The organism is Spirulina sp. CCY15215 (genome assembly GCF_016888125.1).
Classification (GTDB): domain Bacteria; phylum Cyanobacteriota; class Cyanobacteriia; order Cyanobacteriales; family Spirulinaceae; genus CCY15215.
This window is the reverse complement of sequence record NZ_JACSWA010000362.1, coordinates 1-17572: the sequence shown is the minus strand read 5'-3', so window position 1 is coordinate 17572 and position 17572 is coordinate 1. Positions and strand designations below refer to the sequence as shown.

The following is a 17572-nucleotide window of genomic DNA, read 5'->3' as shown; positions in this document are numbered from 1 at the left end:
ATACGTTTGACTTCCAAAGAAGCCGAAAGAGTGCCGATCTAGAACCCGCACCGTGACTAGATTGTAGCACCCCGATCCTATAGGGGTCAAGCCAATCACCCAATTATTGCGGCCAGTTTGCAATAAGACCCTAGAGAAAATCCCTGAAACCCAGTCAGGACAGGCAACCTATAGGGGTCAACGAGAGAATGAGCGTTTCAGCGATCTTCCGACCCCTATAGGTCAAGTTAGATTTTCCATTTCATGGGTCGATAGGTGTCTCGTTCCCCCATCAAGCAGGAAATATACTCCCAAACCTGAAGCTCGAAGCAGCGATAATAACTTACCGTTTGCCCAGTATGAGGATGTGTTGTTTCCAACGAGAGTTTATCTTGCCAGTGCTTCAGATATTTCTTCAACGCACCGGAATGAAGATAAACTCCACCACGATTATCCGGTGGCGTAAAATCTTCTGGCGTGAAAATACTAGAATTCACAAGATACATTACAAAAGAATCCACCACCGGAGCGCGAAACTCCTCAATGAGATCGGAAACCAACGCCGGATGATTATCGCGAGGGACGTGCAGATTGCCAAAATGCGAGTGCAATCCCACGGCCAAAATCAGCGAGTGCAAATTCTGGTGCAGCAGGGTATAGCCCAAACTCAGTAGGCTATTCACCGGGTCTTGGGGCGGTCGTCGGGTGCGTTTCTCAAAGGCAAAAGGTTCTTGCACCAATGCTCCCAATGCCTGAAAGTAAATCCGAGAGCCATTGCCTTCGTGACCGAGCAGGGATTCAAGGGTTTCGACACCTTCAATTTTTGCTAAAGCCTCTCCCAAATTAGCAACAGCCTCCACAACCTCCAAAATCTGGCGATCGCGATTGAGCCGCCGCAACAAAATGCGGTAATTGTGCAGCTTTGCGCGCCGATGCAGCCTCGATACAGCATGGGAATGCGACTTAGAGCGCTGGTACGATGAGTGAGTGAAGGAATAATCTGGGAATCCAGATTCCCAGATTTCCTACGCTTTGCGATAATCCATGATATTTCGTGCCGTCTTCGCCAATGCCTGGAAATCTTGCTGGAGATAGCGATAATAGCTTTGCTCTCCCGCGTCCTCGAATATAAACGAAGGGGATTTAAAGCGCAACTGCGAGGAAGTGTACAGCGTCATCATCACTTTCCTATCCGCAAAAACCAAATGATAGGTATTAAAAGCTGCGTAACCAAGGACTTGCAGTTGAGTCGCTTCGGTTTCCATTTGCCGCACATATTCCAAGGTTGAGGCAATTTTGTACTGCATGGCAGCAGTCCCTTGCCCCGCTAAAGTCGAGTAAGCATCAAATTCAGGGCATTCGGGGTCGAGCAGGAGCAGCGTGGTAGTTTTGTCAGCATCCTGAAAGCGACGCTTGAGGGCGGCATTATAGCGCGATACCCACGATTTCCCGTCTCGCAACAGTACCTTGAGTTCTTGGGCTTCAGCAATCCATCGGGTCTGGTCGTAATATTCCTCAACTCCCGTCAGTGCCACCAATCCCGTGACTTCGCGGGCTTCCTTGAGAGGAAAGAGATCGTAGACGCGCTGAAATTCTTGGGATTGCGAGGCTTGCAGTTCGGCAATGACGGCAAGGCGATCGCCTTCGATGCGACGATAGAATGTTTGCAGAATGCCGATAAAATCCTGACGCAGCACTAATTCCGATATGCCCGTGTACAATCCACTAATAATCAAAGCTGTCGAAAGCTGCCCAAAAAACGAAGCGAGGAAGGGGTTAGCCGCAACCTTGGGAAGCAAAGAAATAGCAAGGCAAGCCAAGCCCAAACCGAATAAGCCAGAGAATAAGAGCAGACTTTTGTACTTCCATTTGATGCGAGAGGAACTGGATTCGAGGGGATTATCGCTCACTTGATTCACCAGAAATCTTTAGAGATTGTAGCATTTTATCTGGGTATCCAGATTCCCAGAATCATCTCGGTCATTCGCAGTAAATCTTCGCCATCTTCGACAACAGAGCTTAAGCTAGAAACAATTCCCGCTCTTCCCCCCGATTCCCCAACGATTCCCGATTCCCGATTCCCGATTCCCCCTACTCCCTACTCCCTACTCCCTACTCCCTCTCTTCCCCCGATTCCCACTCTACTCCCTACTCCCTACTCCCTACTCCCTAAAAAATGCACCACTTCCTCATCGGCATCCCCGCAAGCGGCAAAAGCACCTTCGCCCAACTTCTCGCCCAAGTCATTCCCGATGCCGCAATTATCTCCACTGACAGCATTCGCAAGCAATTATATGGCGATGAAACCGTGCAAGGCAACTGGAGCGACATCGAAGCCAAGGTATTTCAAGAAATCAGAGCCGCCGTTGCCAACGGCAAAACCATTATCTACGATGCCACCAACATAAAACGGCATCAGCGCTTGAATTGGCTGCATTCCTTGGGTGACTTAGAACTGGCATGGCTGGCATGGTGTCTCGATCCCCCCGTTAAAACCTGCAAAACCCGCAATTGCAATAGAGAGCGCCGCGTTCCGGTAAACGTCATCGAAGACATGGCGACGGCGCTGAAGCAATTCCCACCCATTGCGGCTGAGGGGCTGGCAATGGTCAGCCAAGTCAAGCCCGATGCCGATGAACAATGGCTTCAGGGGAAACTCGCCAGTGTTACTCAATCCCAACAGCAGCAATGGCATCGCACCGCTAATTATCAATGGCACGCTTACTCTGGCTTGCTCGACTGCGATCGCCTGCTGCATCTCATTGCTTTGCTCCTCGATAATGCCAGGGAAAATGAGGAAATGCTGGATTCTCCCGAGGCGCTCTGCAAAGTCATGGAACAAAAATGGGGCAAACTCTACGGAGAAGCCGATAAGATCGCCCAAGATTTAGCATGGTTGCAAGCCAACGGCATCATTGCAGGCAGTACCGAGGGGCAATGGCAGTTAGCGGAAATACCAAGGAATCACGCCATTGCCCATGCTTACTCGGATCGCGATGTTTTCTTGCGAGTCATGGAAACCATTCGCTTTATGGCGCGGCATCCCTTTGAACGCGAAGCTGGCAAAAGCGTGCAGGAGGCATTGCTCGAGGCGATGGGACAAGCAGGAATTTACATTCCCAAGAGTGCGATTGAAACCCTGCAAAAAGACATTGAGCGCGTTCTCAAACCCTACGGCATCCTTGCTGGCAAACCCTACCGTCGCGGTTATTATCTGGGTACGGGGGTCTTCAATGCCAGCGAACTCAACCAAATTTATAACGCCCTGCAAAGTTTCTCCCAACGCTCCGACGCTCCCGAAGTGACGGCATTATTCGCTTTAGCCGAACAGCGCTTGCAACAGAGCCGCTTGCTGCACGAGGACACGAAATATCCCCTCAGAATGCTGGGTACCAAATCCATTGTCGATCGCGATCGCCTGCCTGGGTCTTCCCTCGCACGACAGCCAGAAACCATCGAGAACGCCATTCTCGCAGGGGAACTCCTCGAATTACAACGCTTGCCCGGAAGCGGCAAGTTCAACAGCGATGCCCCGCACTTTCTGGCTTATCCTTTGCAGTTGGTGTTTCATCAAATTGCTTGGTACTTGGCGATAGAAGTGGCAAGCAGGGAACAAAAAGGCTTATTGCGCTTTGAACGCTTGGATCGCTTGTGCCTTGGCTACTCACAAAATCGTCATCGCAGCAGTGAAGAACAGTACCGCGCCCTCAAGAAACTCCATCGCCTCTATGATGCCAGTGCCGGGCTGTATTTGGGCAATGACCCCAAGGTACAGCAGAATTTCTTGCAGGGGGAGAAGGCAGCCGCAACGACGGTAGAACTGTGGATAACCTCAGAGAAATATCGCTTCATTGCCGAAGGAACCCAGCGCTTTCCCCGCCAGCAATTGAAACTGTCGAAGCCTCCCGAACGCTCCGGTATCAATGCCAAGGATAAGTTATTTTGCCTTAAAGATACAGGAAACAAAGATTTTCCCCATCGCTTGCGGGTGACGCTGCCAGTTTGGAGTCTCGATGATATCGAACTGCAACGCTGGATTCTGGGCTTTGCCGGGCATATCAAGGTTATCCAGCCAGAACCGTTGCAGCAAAAGATTGCGGAGATGGGAGAGGGGATTGTAGGGAGTAGGGAGTAGGGAGTAGGGAGTAGGGGGAATCGCTAAAGCCTTGTCTGGCAAGGGCAATCAATACTGCTGTCCGTAGCAGTCAAGCGATGGCGTTCTCCTCGGAATGCCATCGGGTTTTTTCTAGTTCCCGCGAACTATTTAGCGGATACCGGGGGGTCTCATTTTTGCAGAAGCCCAAAAAATCGCTGTAACCTTGATATACTCTGGGTTTCAGGGATTCTCTGAGAAAATCGGTATCCGCATCCAGACAGGGCAAAGGTTTCGAGGATTTTGACGGGTAAAAAAGTTGCTGCGACGGCACAAGATCGGGTTATAATCAGGGGGTAGACGCAAACTGCCTTGCAAGTCCTTGCTAATCAAGGGTTTGAAGTAGGGTCCGTCTCAACGCTCCTCTGTGAGCGAAACGTATGGAAACAATGAGTCAATGCCCTCTATCGACTCGGATTCAGTCTCAACGCTCCTCTGTGAGCGAAACGTATGGAAACTATAAGAAAGCAAAATATGCACTCCTTCGCGTGTGGTGTCTCAACGCTCCTCTGTGAGCGAAACGTATGGAAACAGAATCGTTAATATGCTTTATCGCTTCTTGATAAAGTCTCAACGCTCCTCTGTGAGCGAAACGTATGGAAACGCATCACTACCAACTTTTTCTTGCCAACGTTGCTGTCTCAACGCTCCTCTGTGAGCGAAACGTATGGAAACCTATTGGCTCGCCTCTATTATCCTTATTCGGATTCGTCTCAACGCTCCTCTGTGAGCGAAACGTATGGAAACATAAGCGGGAATTGTCGGCGCGGTTGCAGGATAAGCGAGTCTCAACGCTCCTCTGTGAGCGAAACGTATGGAAACGCATTGTAGAGACTTAATCGATAAGAGTCTGAACCCGTCTCAACGCTCCTCTGTGAGCGAAACGTATGGAAACTTATTTTTCTCAATCAGTTTGTAGCACTTTTTGAGGTCTCAACGCTCCTCTGTGAGCGAAACGTATGGAAACTTAATGCTATAGAGTAGGCTGCTAGTTGAAAGTAAGGTCTCAACGCTCCTCTGTGAGCGAAACGTATGGAAACAAACCTGCAACGCTGTTGACTATCGCACCAATTGTCTCAACGCTCCTCTGTGAGCGAAACGTATGGAAACCGAGGGCTAACGGTTGACGCTGCTGGACAATTAGGTCTCAACGCTCCTCTGTGAGCGAAACGTATGGAAACCTGAGAATCCTTTAAAGTCATAGTATTTTCTCCCTGTCTCAACGCTCCTCTGTGAGCGAAACGTATGGAAACTCCACACACGATCGTCGTGGAACTCGCGAATAGAGTCTCAACGCTCCTCTGTGAGCGAAACGTATGGAAACCCCGATTCAAGTTGGGTAAAGGCATCTTCTGGGAGATCGAGTCTCAACGCTCCTCTGTGAGCGAAACGTATGGAAACATCTTTTTCGCGGCGCAAATCAAAAGATCGCCACGGTCTCAACGCTCCTCTGTGAGCGAAACGTATGGAAACTTTCTAGGCGATCCCAATCTTTTTCGAGGGATCGCTTTTCCAATTCCCCACAGAAATCGATAAATCCGGTCAGTCGCACGAACTCATCTAAAAACCCACTAGCCGCCCAAAAACTCGTGTTAAAGTAAGAAATAAGAGAACAGCCAAGGCAATGCAGATTATTTGTCGCATTCCTAAGAGGCTGCAAATGCAAAGAATCCGCAACGCCATCAACCGAGCCAAAGCCATCACCGCCTGCACCATTGCCGGACTCAACGCCCATCCCGCCATCACCACCACCTTCAACGCCGTTGCCTGGCTGGTGGTAGAGGTAGCCAACGAAAAACACGATGAGGGCTAAAGAAGGCTAAAGAAAACAGCGCATCCCGATCCTGCAAAGGAATCGGGGTTATTTTTGGGTTATCGTACTTGCTTCGATTTGCTGCCAATCTTCCGGGGTCAACACTTCCAGCACCACCTTGCGAACATCCAATTTTACCGCCATTGGAGTCGGATCGCTACTGCATTTCCTCGCCTTAATATCGCGTTCTACCGCATCCAACAAGCGTTCTTGAATCTCTGGCGCGGGTTGCTGCAAGCGGCGTTCTAAAATCCCTTTGCCTGTTGAAAAAACTGTTGAGAATTCTTGTTTGCAGCCACGTTCTTCGATAAGATCGCCCAGTTGTCTCATAACCAAGGATCGCAAGCGCGAATACTGCACGTAGCTGCTGGGATTCTGAAGAAACCGACCCAACCCTGCACCGAGGTCATAACCCGCACCGACTTCTCCCCCACATTCCTCCTCGACGCGAATGGCTTCTTTTAACCATTCTTCATCTTCAAAGCACGCCATAAGATCGATCTTATTTTTTGTTGCAGTCATGGGTCAGATACTTTCTTTAGAAATTACAAAATATTGTACCATTAATACAAGAGTATAATATTAACCTTGTATCAGTTTGTATCAGTCCGTTAAAATCTTTAACATCCCCACAAATTGTTGGATTCGCGCTGCCATTGTAGCAATCGCAGCCAAGCACGTCCGCGACTTCGAGGAACATTGGCAACCTGCTTTAGAAAGCATGAAAGAAGAAGATAAATATTGGGATTGGGCATTCAAAAAACGACTTTCGCTGCAAGATGATAATTTTGAAGGTTATGCCCTCGAATGTGAAGACATGACCCAAGGTTTGATAATGCTTGAAACCCAATGGCATCACTCTCAAATCGATGGCAAAGAAAGCGATCGCCTTGTTTACGTCGAAAATCTCGCATCGGCACCGTGGAATCGAATCGCGAGAGAACCAATCATTTATCGCGGTACGGGAAGGGCTTTACTTCGGTTTGCCAGACAGCGCAGCCTCGATTTAGGATATGGCGGGAGAGTTGGTTTGCATTCTCTCTCCAATGCCGTCAAATTCTACGAGAGATGCAATATGCCCGGTTATGGTGCCGATCCGGACAAGGAATATCTCGATTATTTTGAGTATGGGGAAATTGAGGGCTGAATGGGAGGATTAGCGATCGCGATCGAGGGTTTCAATGACCCAATCTTTTGCCTCAGAATAGATGTAATAAGGAGCTTGATTATACTCTGGAGTATTGCGATCGATAAAAGGACAAGGAGTGCGATCGAGAATTATCTCGACATTGCGATAAATTTTTCCCATTTCATCGAGAATTTCACTACCCCAACAAGCCTCATTCGGATCTGCTTGAAGCGGATCGGCTGCTTCCGGAATGTATTGCTTGCGATCCTCTGTCAGAATTTCATCGAGACGCTCTTTAGAAATCCCTTTTGCACCATGCGTTACGGCGTTACGTTTATCAAACCAATAATCCAGTCGGTTCAGAGAATCGATAATACGTTGCCAAATTTCCTGCTTGTCAGGTCGGCGATACAACACTAAAGCCTCGGCAAAATTACGCTTGCTAAAACGACCGTCAAGACGATGATACGGCCAATCTGGATTGAAATTAGCGTTAACTTTTTTCTTTAGTTCTTGTTCGCGATCCGTAAATAAATTCATCAGTTGTCTATCTTGTTGTGTCACGCGCCAGCTTTGCAAAGACCAGCGAGGTTTTCGATCTTCATCAAAATAGCGATCGCCATCCAACTTAACAAACAAATAGTGCAAAATTTCTTCATAGAAAGAGCCAAAACAAAATAAGAAATTAGCAGCCTGTCCTAATTGCCAATAAATCCGACATCGTGTATAAAGATTGAGAGCAGGTTCGTAAGATCGACAGACTCGAAACGGATTTTTCTCGCGATCTATCATTATCCCTCGGTAATCTTTGGGGGGTGTCATTCGCAAAGCGTAATCGGCACAATTAGCAGCAGCAACTGCATCAAGGTTGAAGTAAGCAACTGCCATCTCTGAAGCATAAAGAGCTAATTCCAAACGATAATAACTGTCTGCAATCCCAGTAATTTTTGACCGTTCTAAAGACTTAAGAATACCATCCCATTCTTTCAAAATTACATTTGCGCCATCAAAATCCCAACGCTTTAAAAGTTTTTTTACAGTTTGATACTTCTGCACGCGCTGATAGCGCCAATAAGAAACTTTATTGCACTCAGAGGCTTTACCAGCCAAAAGATTCTTAATTGATAACTGTGGCTCTAGGTAAATCTGATTAGCAATACCAGACGTAATCGCTTGTATTCGCAATGCTGTCTGCATTTGCGGCGTACCGCCTTTAACGCTAATCAAAATCATTTCATTGGCATCAAGCGTCTTAAAAAAGTTATAGTATTCCCCAAATAAACCATCTTGGTCGATAGCGGAAATGCTCTGGGAAATAACAATTTTTTGCACATTCAGATGATCCTGAAATTCTCGCTCAATCCAAAGTTTAAGAATCGCGAAAAGATGAATAGTATCGGAATTATAACCCTGATTTTTCTCACCCTCTATAAATTCGGGTTGGTCGGTGACGAAAATGTAAACATCACTGGCAGATTTTTTGATTGCCTCTTCAATAACACCAAGAATACGACCAGGACGAATCCGATTGTGCCATAATTCCGGCTGGGCTTTATACTCTTGCAGCAAGCGTTCGGTATAGCTGCGAAATGTTTTAACCTGCCACAAGGAATACAGTTTTTCACTGACTAACTTCCAACGATCTCGCCACATTTGCAATTCAGTGGCATCGAGTTCGCTTTCAGCCGCTTTGGTATTCGGTTCGTTGCGATCGAAGCCAATGGGAATGAAGAAATTGCCTTGTTCTTCCGATAATTTCACGGCTAGATCGGAAGTGCCAATGTTGGCAATGAGAATGGTCATGGTTTTTATTTTTCTGTAAATTAGCGACAAATAAAAAGGAGACTCAAGCTATCAAATCAAACCGCGATTGCCCCAGATTTCTTGATAGTTTGTATTCGCTTGGGTTCGCAATGTATTCAAAAAATCTCGACGCTTGCCCGTGCAGTTAAAAATGGTCGCGACTTGATACTCACCAAGCTCCTTAATCCAAATCGGTGAAGGATTTTGCTGGGAATCGCCGCATAACTCGGAATCATACAAATTTCTTCCCTTACCATTAGTTCCGAGAAATGCCTCCTGATGCAAAAGACCCAAGCTAAAACATTTATTACCAATTGGAGCGCCGCCGCACAACACCATGCAACAGTTTTGACGCAGGACTTCATGGGTTGGCAATTGTCCGTCATAAGGTGTTGCTAAGTTCTGAATCGGCAACGGTGTAATGCCTGTCAACTGACTCAGTTGTTGATAAAAGCCTTGTAATTCTGTTTTAAAGCAAGTGTGCCAATGTTCCAAAGTAGTAGGGGAAGCGGAAAACCCTTGGGTTGCCTCAAGAGTCGCACCGCGATAAAACGGTTGTTCTGAACGCTGATAAAGCGGACGACGCGCTCCCTGTCCGACACCGCCCAAATGAAACATCAACCATGTTAAATGCTTCATCAAGGCTTGAATAGCATTGCATTGGCTTTGGGAAAGCGATCGCGCTTCGGGGGAAAATTCAACGCATAACGCTCCAGATTGCTTCAAGCACGCAGCATTCTGAGCTTGAACGCGGGTCCTAGGGCTGCGACCATTAGCAATGGTAAAACGCAGTACCCCTTGCATTTGCGGGTCTATCCCGCCAAATAACATCGGCTCCCATCGCGTCTGCACGTCAGCAGAGGCAACAAAGCCAAGGCTCAAGACGCGAAACCAATAACGCAGCATCGACTTAAAGGCAATGGGACGTACTTCGGGTTCGGATTCCCCTACAAACTTTGCCTTCTCTTCGTTCCACTGGAGAAATTGATAGCTGTGAATGAGTTGCCCGGTCAACTTAAACGAAATCTCGCAAATGGGTGAAGATTTCGAGGAAATCACTTGCTTATTAACCTTATTAACCGCACCGTAACCCGAATTCACCTGCGACCCCAAGCCCTCCTGCAATCCCTCAATCAACCATTGGCGAACTTGCAGAAAAGCAGCTTGGCTGCAACGAACGGTCGGGCAAAGAGCAATACGAAAGGTGACATTTTTGAGAGACAGAAAAACATTGGGATTGGATTGATACTTTAGTTCTCCTCGTTCCCATTTCCAAATGTTGTTCGCCATATCGACTGCCAAGTTGGATCGCCATTGCTTCCCAGTGGGATAGGCATCTAAGAAAATCACCTTTCCAGCCTGATGTTCTTCGGGAACATCTAATGCACCAAAATAACAAGCAATTTCTTGTTCGACTTGCTGGGTAGGCACTCTCCCTAACTCAGAGATTGCCGTATCGCATCGTTCCCGCATTGCCGCCGCCCGCGCAACGCCTCGTAATGTAGAAGAAGGGAAACAGGGCATTCCCACCGCATCAAAAGCAGGCAGCAGGATTGATTCGGGTCCTCGCTGTCCTCCCACTCGCACGCGCCAATCGCATTGAACAGTCAGCACGCTGTTTTCCTTAGTCAACCACGGTGTTTTTACAATCGCATTATCTAAAATTTCATCAAGATAGCGATCGCGAGTTTCGTAGTAGGAACGATACCCCGATGACTTTTGTGCGGCTTCTTGCAATACCTTTGTTTTTAGTGCATTTTTTATCGCGTCATCCTCAGCATTGGGCAAGCACATCCAACGCAAGTATTCAACAAAACCTGCTGTATTATCGGGTTGAATTTGAGGATTATAGCTTTCCAACCATTTAGAAGTTTCAGGCATTGTTATTTTCTCCTGCTTTGATATCGTAGTAAACAGCGTTTGCCCAGAAACTAAATTCCTTGGCAACTTCTAAGGCAATCCCCGTTAAACCGAGGTAGTTTTCCGCATTGGTTTGTTGCTGCGTAAGCGTTTGAATGCCTTCAATTCCTGCCAGATTTCGCGTTCTGGAAATTGTATCGAGGCATTGAAAGAATTGTTCGACAATTTCACGCCGTCCTTCTTGGCTTTGGATGGCACGTTCTTCAATCGGGATCTCTTCAGGATTTTGACCCTTCCATTTATTCAACGATAGCTCTTCTCCCTTCAGGCGCAACAATCCCCATGTAGAAAGATAACTGTACAATTCCTGTGCTTCGCTTTTCTGTTCCTGAAGGTGCTTTTTGCATTCGTCTTGACTGATTGTGCCTTCGTTGGCAGCATCATCATATCGCTTTCGTAACTGAGATAATGCCGTATAAATAGGGGAACTGTAACTACGCGGATCGAAACTCATGCTGCTTCCTCCTCATCTGTTGTGGTTTTAGGTGGTAATATTGCTTGATTCCATTGGCGAACGAAACCGCGCCCCAAACTTTCTTGACCGCCTAGTTGCAAAATCGAATTATTATCCAATAAATTCTGAAAATCTTGCTGCGATTGATTGGGATTCCGCGTTTGTCGAACCGTTCCCCACGTAAAATACATTAGAGTATCAGGAGAAATAGCTTCTTCATAGCGAAAACTACCATCGGCAACAATCTTATGCTCGTTGAGCTTCACTTTCACTTGTCGCCACAGACTCATTTGAATTAGCGTTTCGCAATGTTGATTCGGCAAAACCAAAACATTCTTAATGCTAGTTTCGTAACCTTTGGGAATGTAATCAGCAAAGTCGTTCCATTCTTGCAATTTCCCTCCAGCAATTTGAGCATCCTTAAGATAAATTGCTTGATTGAGATTGCTGCTATACTCTGGAATCTCAGTCACGCTCGATGCCGTTGGATTGCAAAAGCGCTGCCAGCGTTGCAGTAAAAGCGGAGAACTTACCCAAATAACCCCATGACTTAAAGAGGCAACGGGAAACCAAAGAATTGAACCATCGCCAATCCAAATGCTACCTTGTTCGAGTTGAACGAGCTTATGACCGACTTGGAGTTCATAAAGCTCGACAAACTCTGAATCTTGTAAATCTTTCAGTTCGGGTCCGAATAATTGAACTTTGGTAATCCGCGATTGAATGCAGGTTTCTTCAAGCTCTCCAATATGGGCATTCAACTGCTTGACTTGTTCGGTTTGATTGCTGAGTTTGGCATTGTCTCGCTCCTCTTTTAACGTTTGCAAGCGAATGAAATCATCCAAGCCAACACTGGCACGCAGCCGTCCCCGAATGGTACTCGATGGCAGATAGGGCAAGTTCGTATGGGTTTCGCGGGCAATCCCCACCACATTTCCTTCCTGCGACGTTCCCCCCGTATGCAAAGGAGATAAAAGATACAAATAAGTTAGATTCATCGTTGTCCCCAGAGTAATGTTCCGTAGTTGAGTTTGTGAAACGTATCCAGCCAAGGCTTGCCCGTCGGATCGGGCAGCAGGCGATCGCGAGGAAAACACCCCGGCTTGAAGCAATACACGGTTCCAGGCGGCACGAAAGCCCGTTGTGGTTGCAGGGCAAAGGTTTTAACGGTCTTCGGTTTGTTGTCCTCCTTTTGCTTACGCTCCTCCCTGCGCGATCGCACGCCTCCCCACCACAATTGGCGATCGCCCACGCAGCCCAGCAAGCAATCTTTCCACGCCTGGGGATACAGCCCATAGGTGAGTTCTTCGGAAGTTTCTGCCAAGCCAGGGGTCAGCAGATAAGCGAACATTCCAGGTTGGATAGCGTCGGGTTTATGGGGTTGAGTCAGAGCTTGCAAACCCTCAATCTCCTTCTGAGAATCGGCAACCTTGGAGACAAGAGCATGATGCCCTTCACCTCCCAAGCGCACGACAACGCGAGTGTTGGGCAACCCCTCGAAATTTGCTCTCACAACTAAACGCCATCCCGCCTTGAGCCGCGTTGCCACTTCGGTAAAGAAGCCTTCCTCGTCTTTGACCTGTCGCTGTCCCGGTTTCATCTGGGTGTGAGGCAATACCTGCACGTCCCAGGGATCGTCGGTGAAGTGATGATGCTTAAATTCATTGCTGCCTGTGAGATATTCCAGCAATGCCGTCGCTTTCATCCAAGGTTTCGGCGGCGCGGCAATGTATTCGCCCTTGAGTTCGGGTGAAACCATCGGCGGTAAGCTACTTTCGGGATAGCCAATGCACTCCCAAGCTGGCAAAGTGCGACAGGACACCAACCGGGTCAATCGTTCCCAATCCGAGGATTTTTCATCATCGGATTCATCGCGTCGTTGCTTGACTCCAATTAAATCCTTGGGAGTCGGCAGCCACAGGGTGCTTTTGCCATCGAGCAAGAAGGGTCCGAGAAATTCGGGATTCTTTTGCTGGGTATGGGCAGCCGATCGCATTGCCTGAAAGACGGTACTAGGCATGGGGGGAAATTGTCCTTTGGCACGAGCGCCTTCCCCTGGGCTGAAGGGCTTAGACTCGCGAAAGAGGAGGACATCAAGGGGGTCGATAATATACCAATCCATTTTTTGGGGAAGAGAGGGAGTAGGGAGTAGGGAGTAGGGAGTAGGGTCGGGAATCGGGAATCGTTGGAAGAGAGGGAGTCGGGGGAATTATTTATCGTGCCATTGCTGGCGCTGCTGCATTTTGTCGAGCCAGAAGGCAGAGAAACGCAGGAGGTTGGCGAGGTCTTCTATATCAACACCGAGAGGTTTAGGTGGATCGGGTTTCGCTTCGGTTTTTTGTGCCTTGCCGCGAGGTTTGGAAGGATCGGATTTCGCTTCGAGTTTTTGTGCCTCTCGAGCTGCTTTGCATTTCTTGCACTCTGCTTTCCACTCGAAGTAATGCGATCGCGCCCAATCTTCCCAACGTTTCAGCCATGCAACGAGTAGATCGATGTTTGTCTCGACTTTCTCTTTTTCATCGCGGCGGGCGGCAATTACTTCGGCGGCCTTGGCGATGAGATGATCGGAGGGGGTAAAGGCTGCGTGTTTGGGCAATTCTTCCGCAAGGCGATACAGTAGAGAACTCAAAGCCTGATATTTTTTCTCGATGATTTTGGGGTCTTTGATTTGCCCATTAGTCTCAGTCTCAATTTGCATCCACTCTCGCCAATCGGCAAAGAGTTCGCCTTTCATCAAGGCTTCGAGGCAATTACCAGAACCGTACAGCACCCGGAAACACAAGCCGTTTTTGGGGGGTTTATATTTTGGATTGCCAGATTTAATTCCCTTGGGACTGCCTTTCATCTCCTTAGCCCGCTCGCTTTCCGCTTCCCACAAGGCATCTAAGGCGGCGGGCAAAGGTACGCTTTTGTGAGCGATAACGATACCGAGGCTCATGGTTGCGCCGTCTCCCATCGTGAAAAGCGGGCGGCTGGGAAGACTTTCGAGCTTGCCTGATGCTGAAATCGGCTTCCAATATCCCCCCCGTTGCTCGAATTGAACGTCGGGGTCGCCTTGCTGCGGCTCGTAAGGGTCTTTACCGCCGCACCATGCCGATCTCAGCGAAAGCAAGTAATCCGGCAAGTCTTCCAAAGGCAATACCGCCATCACATCATCGCCACCGCTATAGACGACGCGACCGCAAAAGCGCTTCTCGGTGATGAACGGCACGAGACGATTGGAGAAGTCCAACAGGGCGCGGTTGAGGCCGACGTGGGTGGCGGGTCCCATGCGCTTGCGGGTTTTGAGCAAGGGAGGATTTTCGCGGTCTTCCTCTTCATTCCCTGTCCCCTGGAAGGCTGCAATGAAGTTTTGCTTTTGGGTTTCGTATTGAGCATCGTTGAGATCGGGGTAGCGATCGCGAGCGATTAACTTTTCGGCATCAGTCTCGGTTAAATATTTTTCGTAAAAGTGCAGTTTGCTCCCAGAAACGTATTTGCCCATGCCGTCGCCATCTCCCAGCACGATAACCCACCAGTCCGAGGGAGAACCATCGCCAAATCCGGCTGTTTTATGCGCCTCGTCTACCAAGGGACGCAAGCGATTGATTCCGTCGCGATCCAAGGTCATATCATCGGCAAGCCATTTATTCGAGAACATGACCCCGTTATAATTTGCACCCTTGCAATTATTGGGATTGATGCGATCATCGGTTTTGGGAACGCGGAAAGGACGACCTCGAGTGCGGGCGGCAAAGCGATCGCTTTCATCACTATTCTTTCCGAATTCGTTTTCAATTGCTGCATTCAACGTTCCCCAATACTGGCTCAATTGTCTATCTTGAGGCTTTTGCCAATCGAGATAGGCGAATTTTGCCGCCGCAATAGAACTCAAATTGGGAAAGCGAATGAATTGCTCGTAATCGGGATTATTGCGGAAGTCGCCCAGATCAATCCCCACAGAGTCTGCCACCCCGCCATAGACCCAAGACATCCGCTTAGTAAGTTCGAGGGCATTGAGCATTTCAGAGCCATCGAATAACCCTGGATACACTTCGGCCATGATTCGCCAAAATAAGCGCATGGATTCCATCGACAAGCCGTAGCCTTCGCGAAAGTCACGGGTCTTGCCGTCTTTGCTACGTTGAACGCCGTAGAAAAACCGGGGATGCAGGGCGCTCAATTGTCCCGATAGAGTCGATCTCGCACCGGGGGAGATGGGAATCGCCCACGTCCTCGCATTCTTCAAGCCCTGCATGGCATTGGCACACCGCGCTTGGATCGAACCCCACCAAGTACCATCATTAAGAGTTGCATAAATGAGTTTCTCGGCTTCCGTGGGGGGTGGCGTTTTGGCGCGGGTTTGGGCAACGGTTTCTTGCGCGTCAATCCATTGTTGGTCAAATGTAGAATCTGATTCTTCTTGAATTTCCAAAGGACTCTTTACATCTCCTAGAGGCACTGCCGTCCAATAGGGCTGCCATGTATGCTCGATTTGCGCGTCCCATAGCTTTCGCCATTCCCAACAGCTTTTCGTCTTCCAGTTTTTCAGGTCTTTTCGGTTCTGCTCGTCGTGACCGCCTTGGTCTTTAAACTCTTTGAGGATTTTATCGATTTTCTCTTGATTCTTCTCGTCCTTATCGGGATTCTCACCGCTCTCAATTTCCACGGTTTTCAGAAAGGCACTGACGCGATCGCGAATCCCTTGCTTAATTTCAGGAACGGCATTGTCTTTAATGCCATCTCGAACATTATTGGCAATCGTTTGCCATTCTTCATGCAATTTCTCACTCAAGTCTTTGCCGAGTTTCTCTGCCTTCTCTTTGCCATCCACTAACACCGCAATGGTATTGGGAAAGCCCGCCGTGGCGAGGGAGGTACTAAGACCATCTTGGAAACGGCTATGAGGGTCTTGCTGGTCGGTGCTACATTGGCGAAAACTCTTGCTAAAGTTCGGGTATGCTTTCAATAACAGCGCATCAATAATCTCCTGACCCCACAAAGACGGCGTAATCGCGGCATCGGCACCGTAAGTTTCAGCAATATGCCAGCAAAGTTTAGCACTGAGGTAATGCAGCAAATACGACCCCGCCCAAAAGTCAAGGAATTTTCGCGAGGCTTTGATGAACTCCTGCACTGGAGAAAAGGTGAAGAGCAATAGATAAGGATACTCCTCGGCTTCTCCGCTTTCGTCAAACATCGCCCCAGCCAATGCCGATACCGTGGCACGATAGCTATGCACGGGACAATCGGGCAAAATGGCGTGTTGCGGATCGAGCAGGGCATCTTTATACTGCTGCTGCCTCAGTTCGGGTAAGAAACGCCAGCACCACCAAAAGACGGTTTTCGCGTCGGGATTATTTTGGATATCAGAGGGAATATCATTAAGGCTAACAGGAATGCTAGGGGCTGCTTCGATGGTTTGCGCTTGGCCGCTGATGGGATGCTTGACAGTTTTTTGGTTTTGCGGCTTTGCGGCGTGCGGCTCTAGGTTGACCCGATCCGATGAGGACGCGATCGCTTCGATGGCTTCTTTATTATCGCGCCACCACTTTCGTGCCGCTTTGCCTTCCTCAGTATTGAGACAGGTGAGGGCATCGCATAATTCTTGGCCATCGCCACCATCATCTAACAAAGCGCAAAGTTTGCGGTGAAATACTGACATTAACAACTTTTCCAAGCACGTTATTTTTGACTCTATCTATTCCTTGTGCAAATTCCTCGCTTTTTATGCGAATTACCAAAAAACTATTTTTTTCTTTACATTACCTCACTCATTCGCATCAAAACAATGCGCTTTTGGTTTTCTGGCATTTAAAGTAAAACTAAAGTTAAGCAATATAACAGTGAACGCAAAGTTTCTTCACAATCCAGTGATTCTTTTCAAGCAACCTCAGCAAGGCATGATCGAGAGGGATGTTACGCCGCAATGCCAAGGTCGCGTGCGGGCGCTGGGTTCCCATTGGTTTGCCATGCTCGATGCGTCGGCTGCGTCGCAATGCTTGGAAGCAGGAGATACCGTGATGGTCACGGGACGGCAAGGGATTGTCTTGCTGGTGCGGGCAACCGGGTAAGCAAACAAGACACCTATAGACCCATGAAATAGAAAATCTAACTTGACCTATAGGGGTCGGGCGATCGCTGAAATACCTATTCTTTCGTTGACCCCTATAGGTTGCCTGTCCTGACTGGGTTTCAGGGATTTTCTCTAGGGTCTTATTGCAAACTGGCCGCAATAATTGGGCGATTGGCTTGACCCCTATAGGATCGGGGTGCTACAATCTAGTCACGGTGCGGGTTCTAGATCGGCACTCTTTCGGCTTCTTTGGAAGTCAAACGTAT

The 17572-nt window shown here is 48.3% G+C and carries 13 protein-coding genes and 1 CRISPR repeat array; of the genes, 3 read left to right on the top strand and 10 right to left on the bottom strand.

The genetic code is table 11. The features are described 5' to 3' along the window. Nucleotides 1-227: 227 nt before the first annotated feature. Together cas1 and JUI58_RS09935 are read right to left on the bottom strand one after the other, a co-directional pair. Nucleotides 228-1001, bottom strand: coding sequence for a CRISPR-associated endonuclease Cas1 (gene cas1, locus JUI58_RS09940; RefSeq protein ID WP_204103629.1), 774 nt, complete (start codon nt 999-1001; stop codon nt 228-230). Nucleotides 1002-1004: 3 nt separating this feature from the next. Then, nucleotides 1005-1898, bottom strand: coding sequence for a hypothetical protein (locus tag JUI58_RS09935; RefSeq protein ID WP_204103628.1), 894 nt, complete (start codon nt 1896-1898; stop codon nt 1005-1007). Between the two features lie 257 nt (nt 1899-2155). On the opposite strand from JUI58_RS09935, the gene JUI58_RS09930 reads away from it, so the two are divergent. Then, the gene (locus JUI58_RS09930; RefSeq protein WP_204103627.1) at nt 2156-4114 is read left to right on the top strand and encodes a WYL domain-containing protein; all 1959 of its coding nucleotides are present in this window, start codon (nt 2156-2158) and stop codon (nt 4112-4114) included. A 369-nt stretch (nt 4115-4483) separates the two neighbouring features. After that, a CRISPR array of direct repeats spans nt 4484-5605; the repeat unit is 37 nt; unit sequence GTCTCAACGCTCCTCTGTGAGCGAAACGTATGGAAAC. 87 nt (nt 5606-5692) lie between these two features. Here the strand turns inward: JUI58_RS09930 and JUI58_RS09925 are convergent. Together JUI58_RS09925 and JUI58_RS09920 are read right to left on the bottom strand one after the other, a co-directional pair. Next, complete coding sequence (locus JUI58_RS09925) at nt 5693-5923, bottom strand: hypothetical protein (protein ID WP_204103626.1); 231 nt, start codon at nt 5921-5923, stop codon at nt 5693-5695. 70 nt (nt 5924-5993) lie between these two features. Next, nucleotides 5994-6467 (bottom strand): hypothetical protein, encoded by a 474-nt coding sequence (locus JUI58_RS09920; RefSeq protein ID WP_204103625.1) that lies wholly within the window; start codon nt 6465-6467, stop codon nt 5994-5996. A 76-nt stretch (nt 6468-6543) separates the two neighbouring features. On the opposite strand from JUI58_RS09920, the gene JUI58_RS09915 reads away from it, so the two are divergent. Then, nucleotides 6544-7092, top strand: a complete 549-nt coding sequence (locus JUI58_RS09915; protein WP_204103624.1) for a GNAT family N-acetyltransferase — start codon at nt 6544-6546, stop codon at nt 7090-7092. 9 nt (nt 7093-7101) lie between these two features. Here the strand turns inward: JUI58_RS09915 and JUI58_RS09910 are convergent, their stop codons facing one another. The 6 genes from JUI58_RS09910 to JUI58_RS09885 all read right to left on the bottom strand — a co-directional run bounded on the left by JUI58_RS09910 (nt 7102) and on the right by JUI58_RS09885 (nt 16895). Further along, nucleotides 7102-8877, bottom strand: a complete 1776-nt coding sequence (locus JUI58_RS09910) for a hypothetical protein (RefSeq protein ID WP_204103623.1) — start codon at nt 8875-8877, stop codon at nt 7102-7104. A 51-nt stretch (nt 8878-8928) separates the two neighbouring features. Next, nucleotides 8929-10758 (bottom strand): RAMP superfamily CRISPR-associated protein, encoded by a 1830-nt coding sequence (locus tag JUI58_RS09905; RefSeq protein WP_204103622.1) that lies wholly within the window; start codon nt 10756-10758, stop codon nt 8929-8931. Then, on the bottom strand, nt 10751-11251 hold the full coding sequence (locus JUI58_RS09900) for a hypothetical protein (RefSeq protein ID WP_204103621.1): 501 nt from the start codon (nt 11249-11251) through the stop codon (nt 10751-10753). Before JUI58_RS09900 ends, JUI58_RS09905 begins: the two co-directional genes overlap by 8 nt. After that, nucleotides 11248-12249: an RAMP superfamily CRISPR-associated protein gene (locus tag JUI58_RS09895; RefSeq protein WP_204103620.1), complete on the bottom strand. Its 1002-nt coding sequence runs from the start codon at nt 12247-12249 to the stop codon at nt 11248-11250. The genes JUI58_RS09900 and JUI58_RS09895 overlap by 4 nt, the downstream gene beginning before the upstream one ends. After that, nucleotides 12246-13373 (bottom strand): type III-B CRISPR module-associated Cmr3 family protein, encoded by a 1128-nt coding sequence (locus JUI58_RS09890; protein WP_204103619.1) that lies wholly within the window; start codon nt 13371-13373, stop codon nt 12246-12248. Before JUI58_RS09890 ends, JUI58_RS09895 begins: the two co-directional genes overlap by 4 nt. A gap of 87 nt (nt 13374-13460) precedes the next feature. Then, nucleotides 13461-16895 carry a type III-B CRISPR-associated protein Cas10/Cmr2 gene (locus JUI58_RS09885; RefSeq protein WP_204103618.1) on the bottom strand — a complete coding sequence of 1145 codons (3435 nt, stop codon included), beginning with the start codon at nt 16893-16895 and terminating at the stop codon, nt 13461-13463. A gap of 181 nt (nt 16896-17076) precedes the next feature. Here JUI58_RS09885 and JUI58_RS09880 point away from each other — a divergent pair, with 181 nt between their 5' ends. After that, entirely contained in the window at nt 17077-17304 is a 228-nt protein-coding gene (locus JUI58_RS09880; RefSeq protein ID WP_204103617.1) for an NfeD family protein, read from the top strand. The last annotated feature ends 268 nt before the right edge of the window (nt 17305-17572 follow it).

Excerpts from the sequence above, each read along its gene's own strand:
- JUI58_RS09895 (WP_204103620.1), bottom strand. The coding sequence starts at position 12,249 with ATGAATCTAACTTATTTGTATCTTTTATCTCCTTTGCATACGGGGGGA.
- JUI58_RS09930 (WP_204103627.1), top strand. The coding sequence starts at position 2,156 with ATGCACCACTTCCTCATCGGCATCCCCGCAAGCGGCAAAAGCACCTTC.
- JUI58_RS09885 (WP_204103618.1), bottom strand. The coding sequence starts at position 16,895 with ATGTCAGTATTTCACCGCAAACTTTGCGCTTTGTTAGATGATGGTGGC.
- JUI58_RS09890 (WP_204103619.1), bottom strand. The coding sequence starts at position 13,373 with ATGGATTGGTATATTATCGACCCCCTTGATGTCCTCCTCTTTCGCGAG.
- JUI58_RS09910 (WP_204103623.1), bottom strand. The coding sequence starts at position 8,877 with ATGACCATTCTCATTGCCAACATTGGCACTTCCGATCTAGCCGTGAAA.
- JUI58_RS09900 (WP_204103621.1), bottom strand. The coding sequence starts at position 11,251 with ATGAGTTTCGATCCGCGTAGTTACAGTTCCCCTATTTATACGGCATTA.
- JUI58_RS09920 (WP_204103625.1), bottom strand. The coding sequence starts at position 6,467 with ATGACTGCAACAAAAAATAAGATCGATCTTATGGCGTGCTTTGAAGAT.
- JUI58_RS09905 (WP_204103622.1), bottom strand. The coding sequence starts at position 10,758 with ATGCCTGAAACTTCTAAATGGTTGGAAAGCTATAATCCTCAAATTCAA.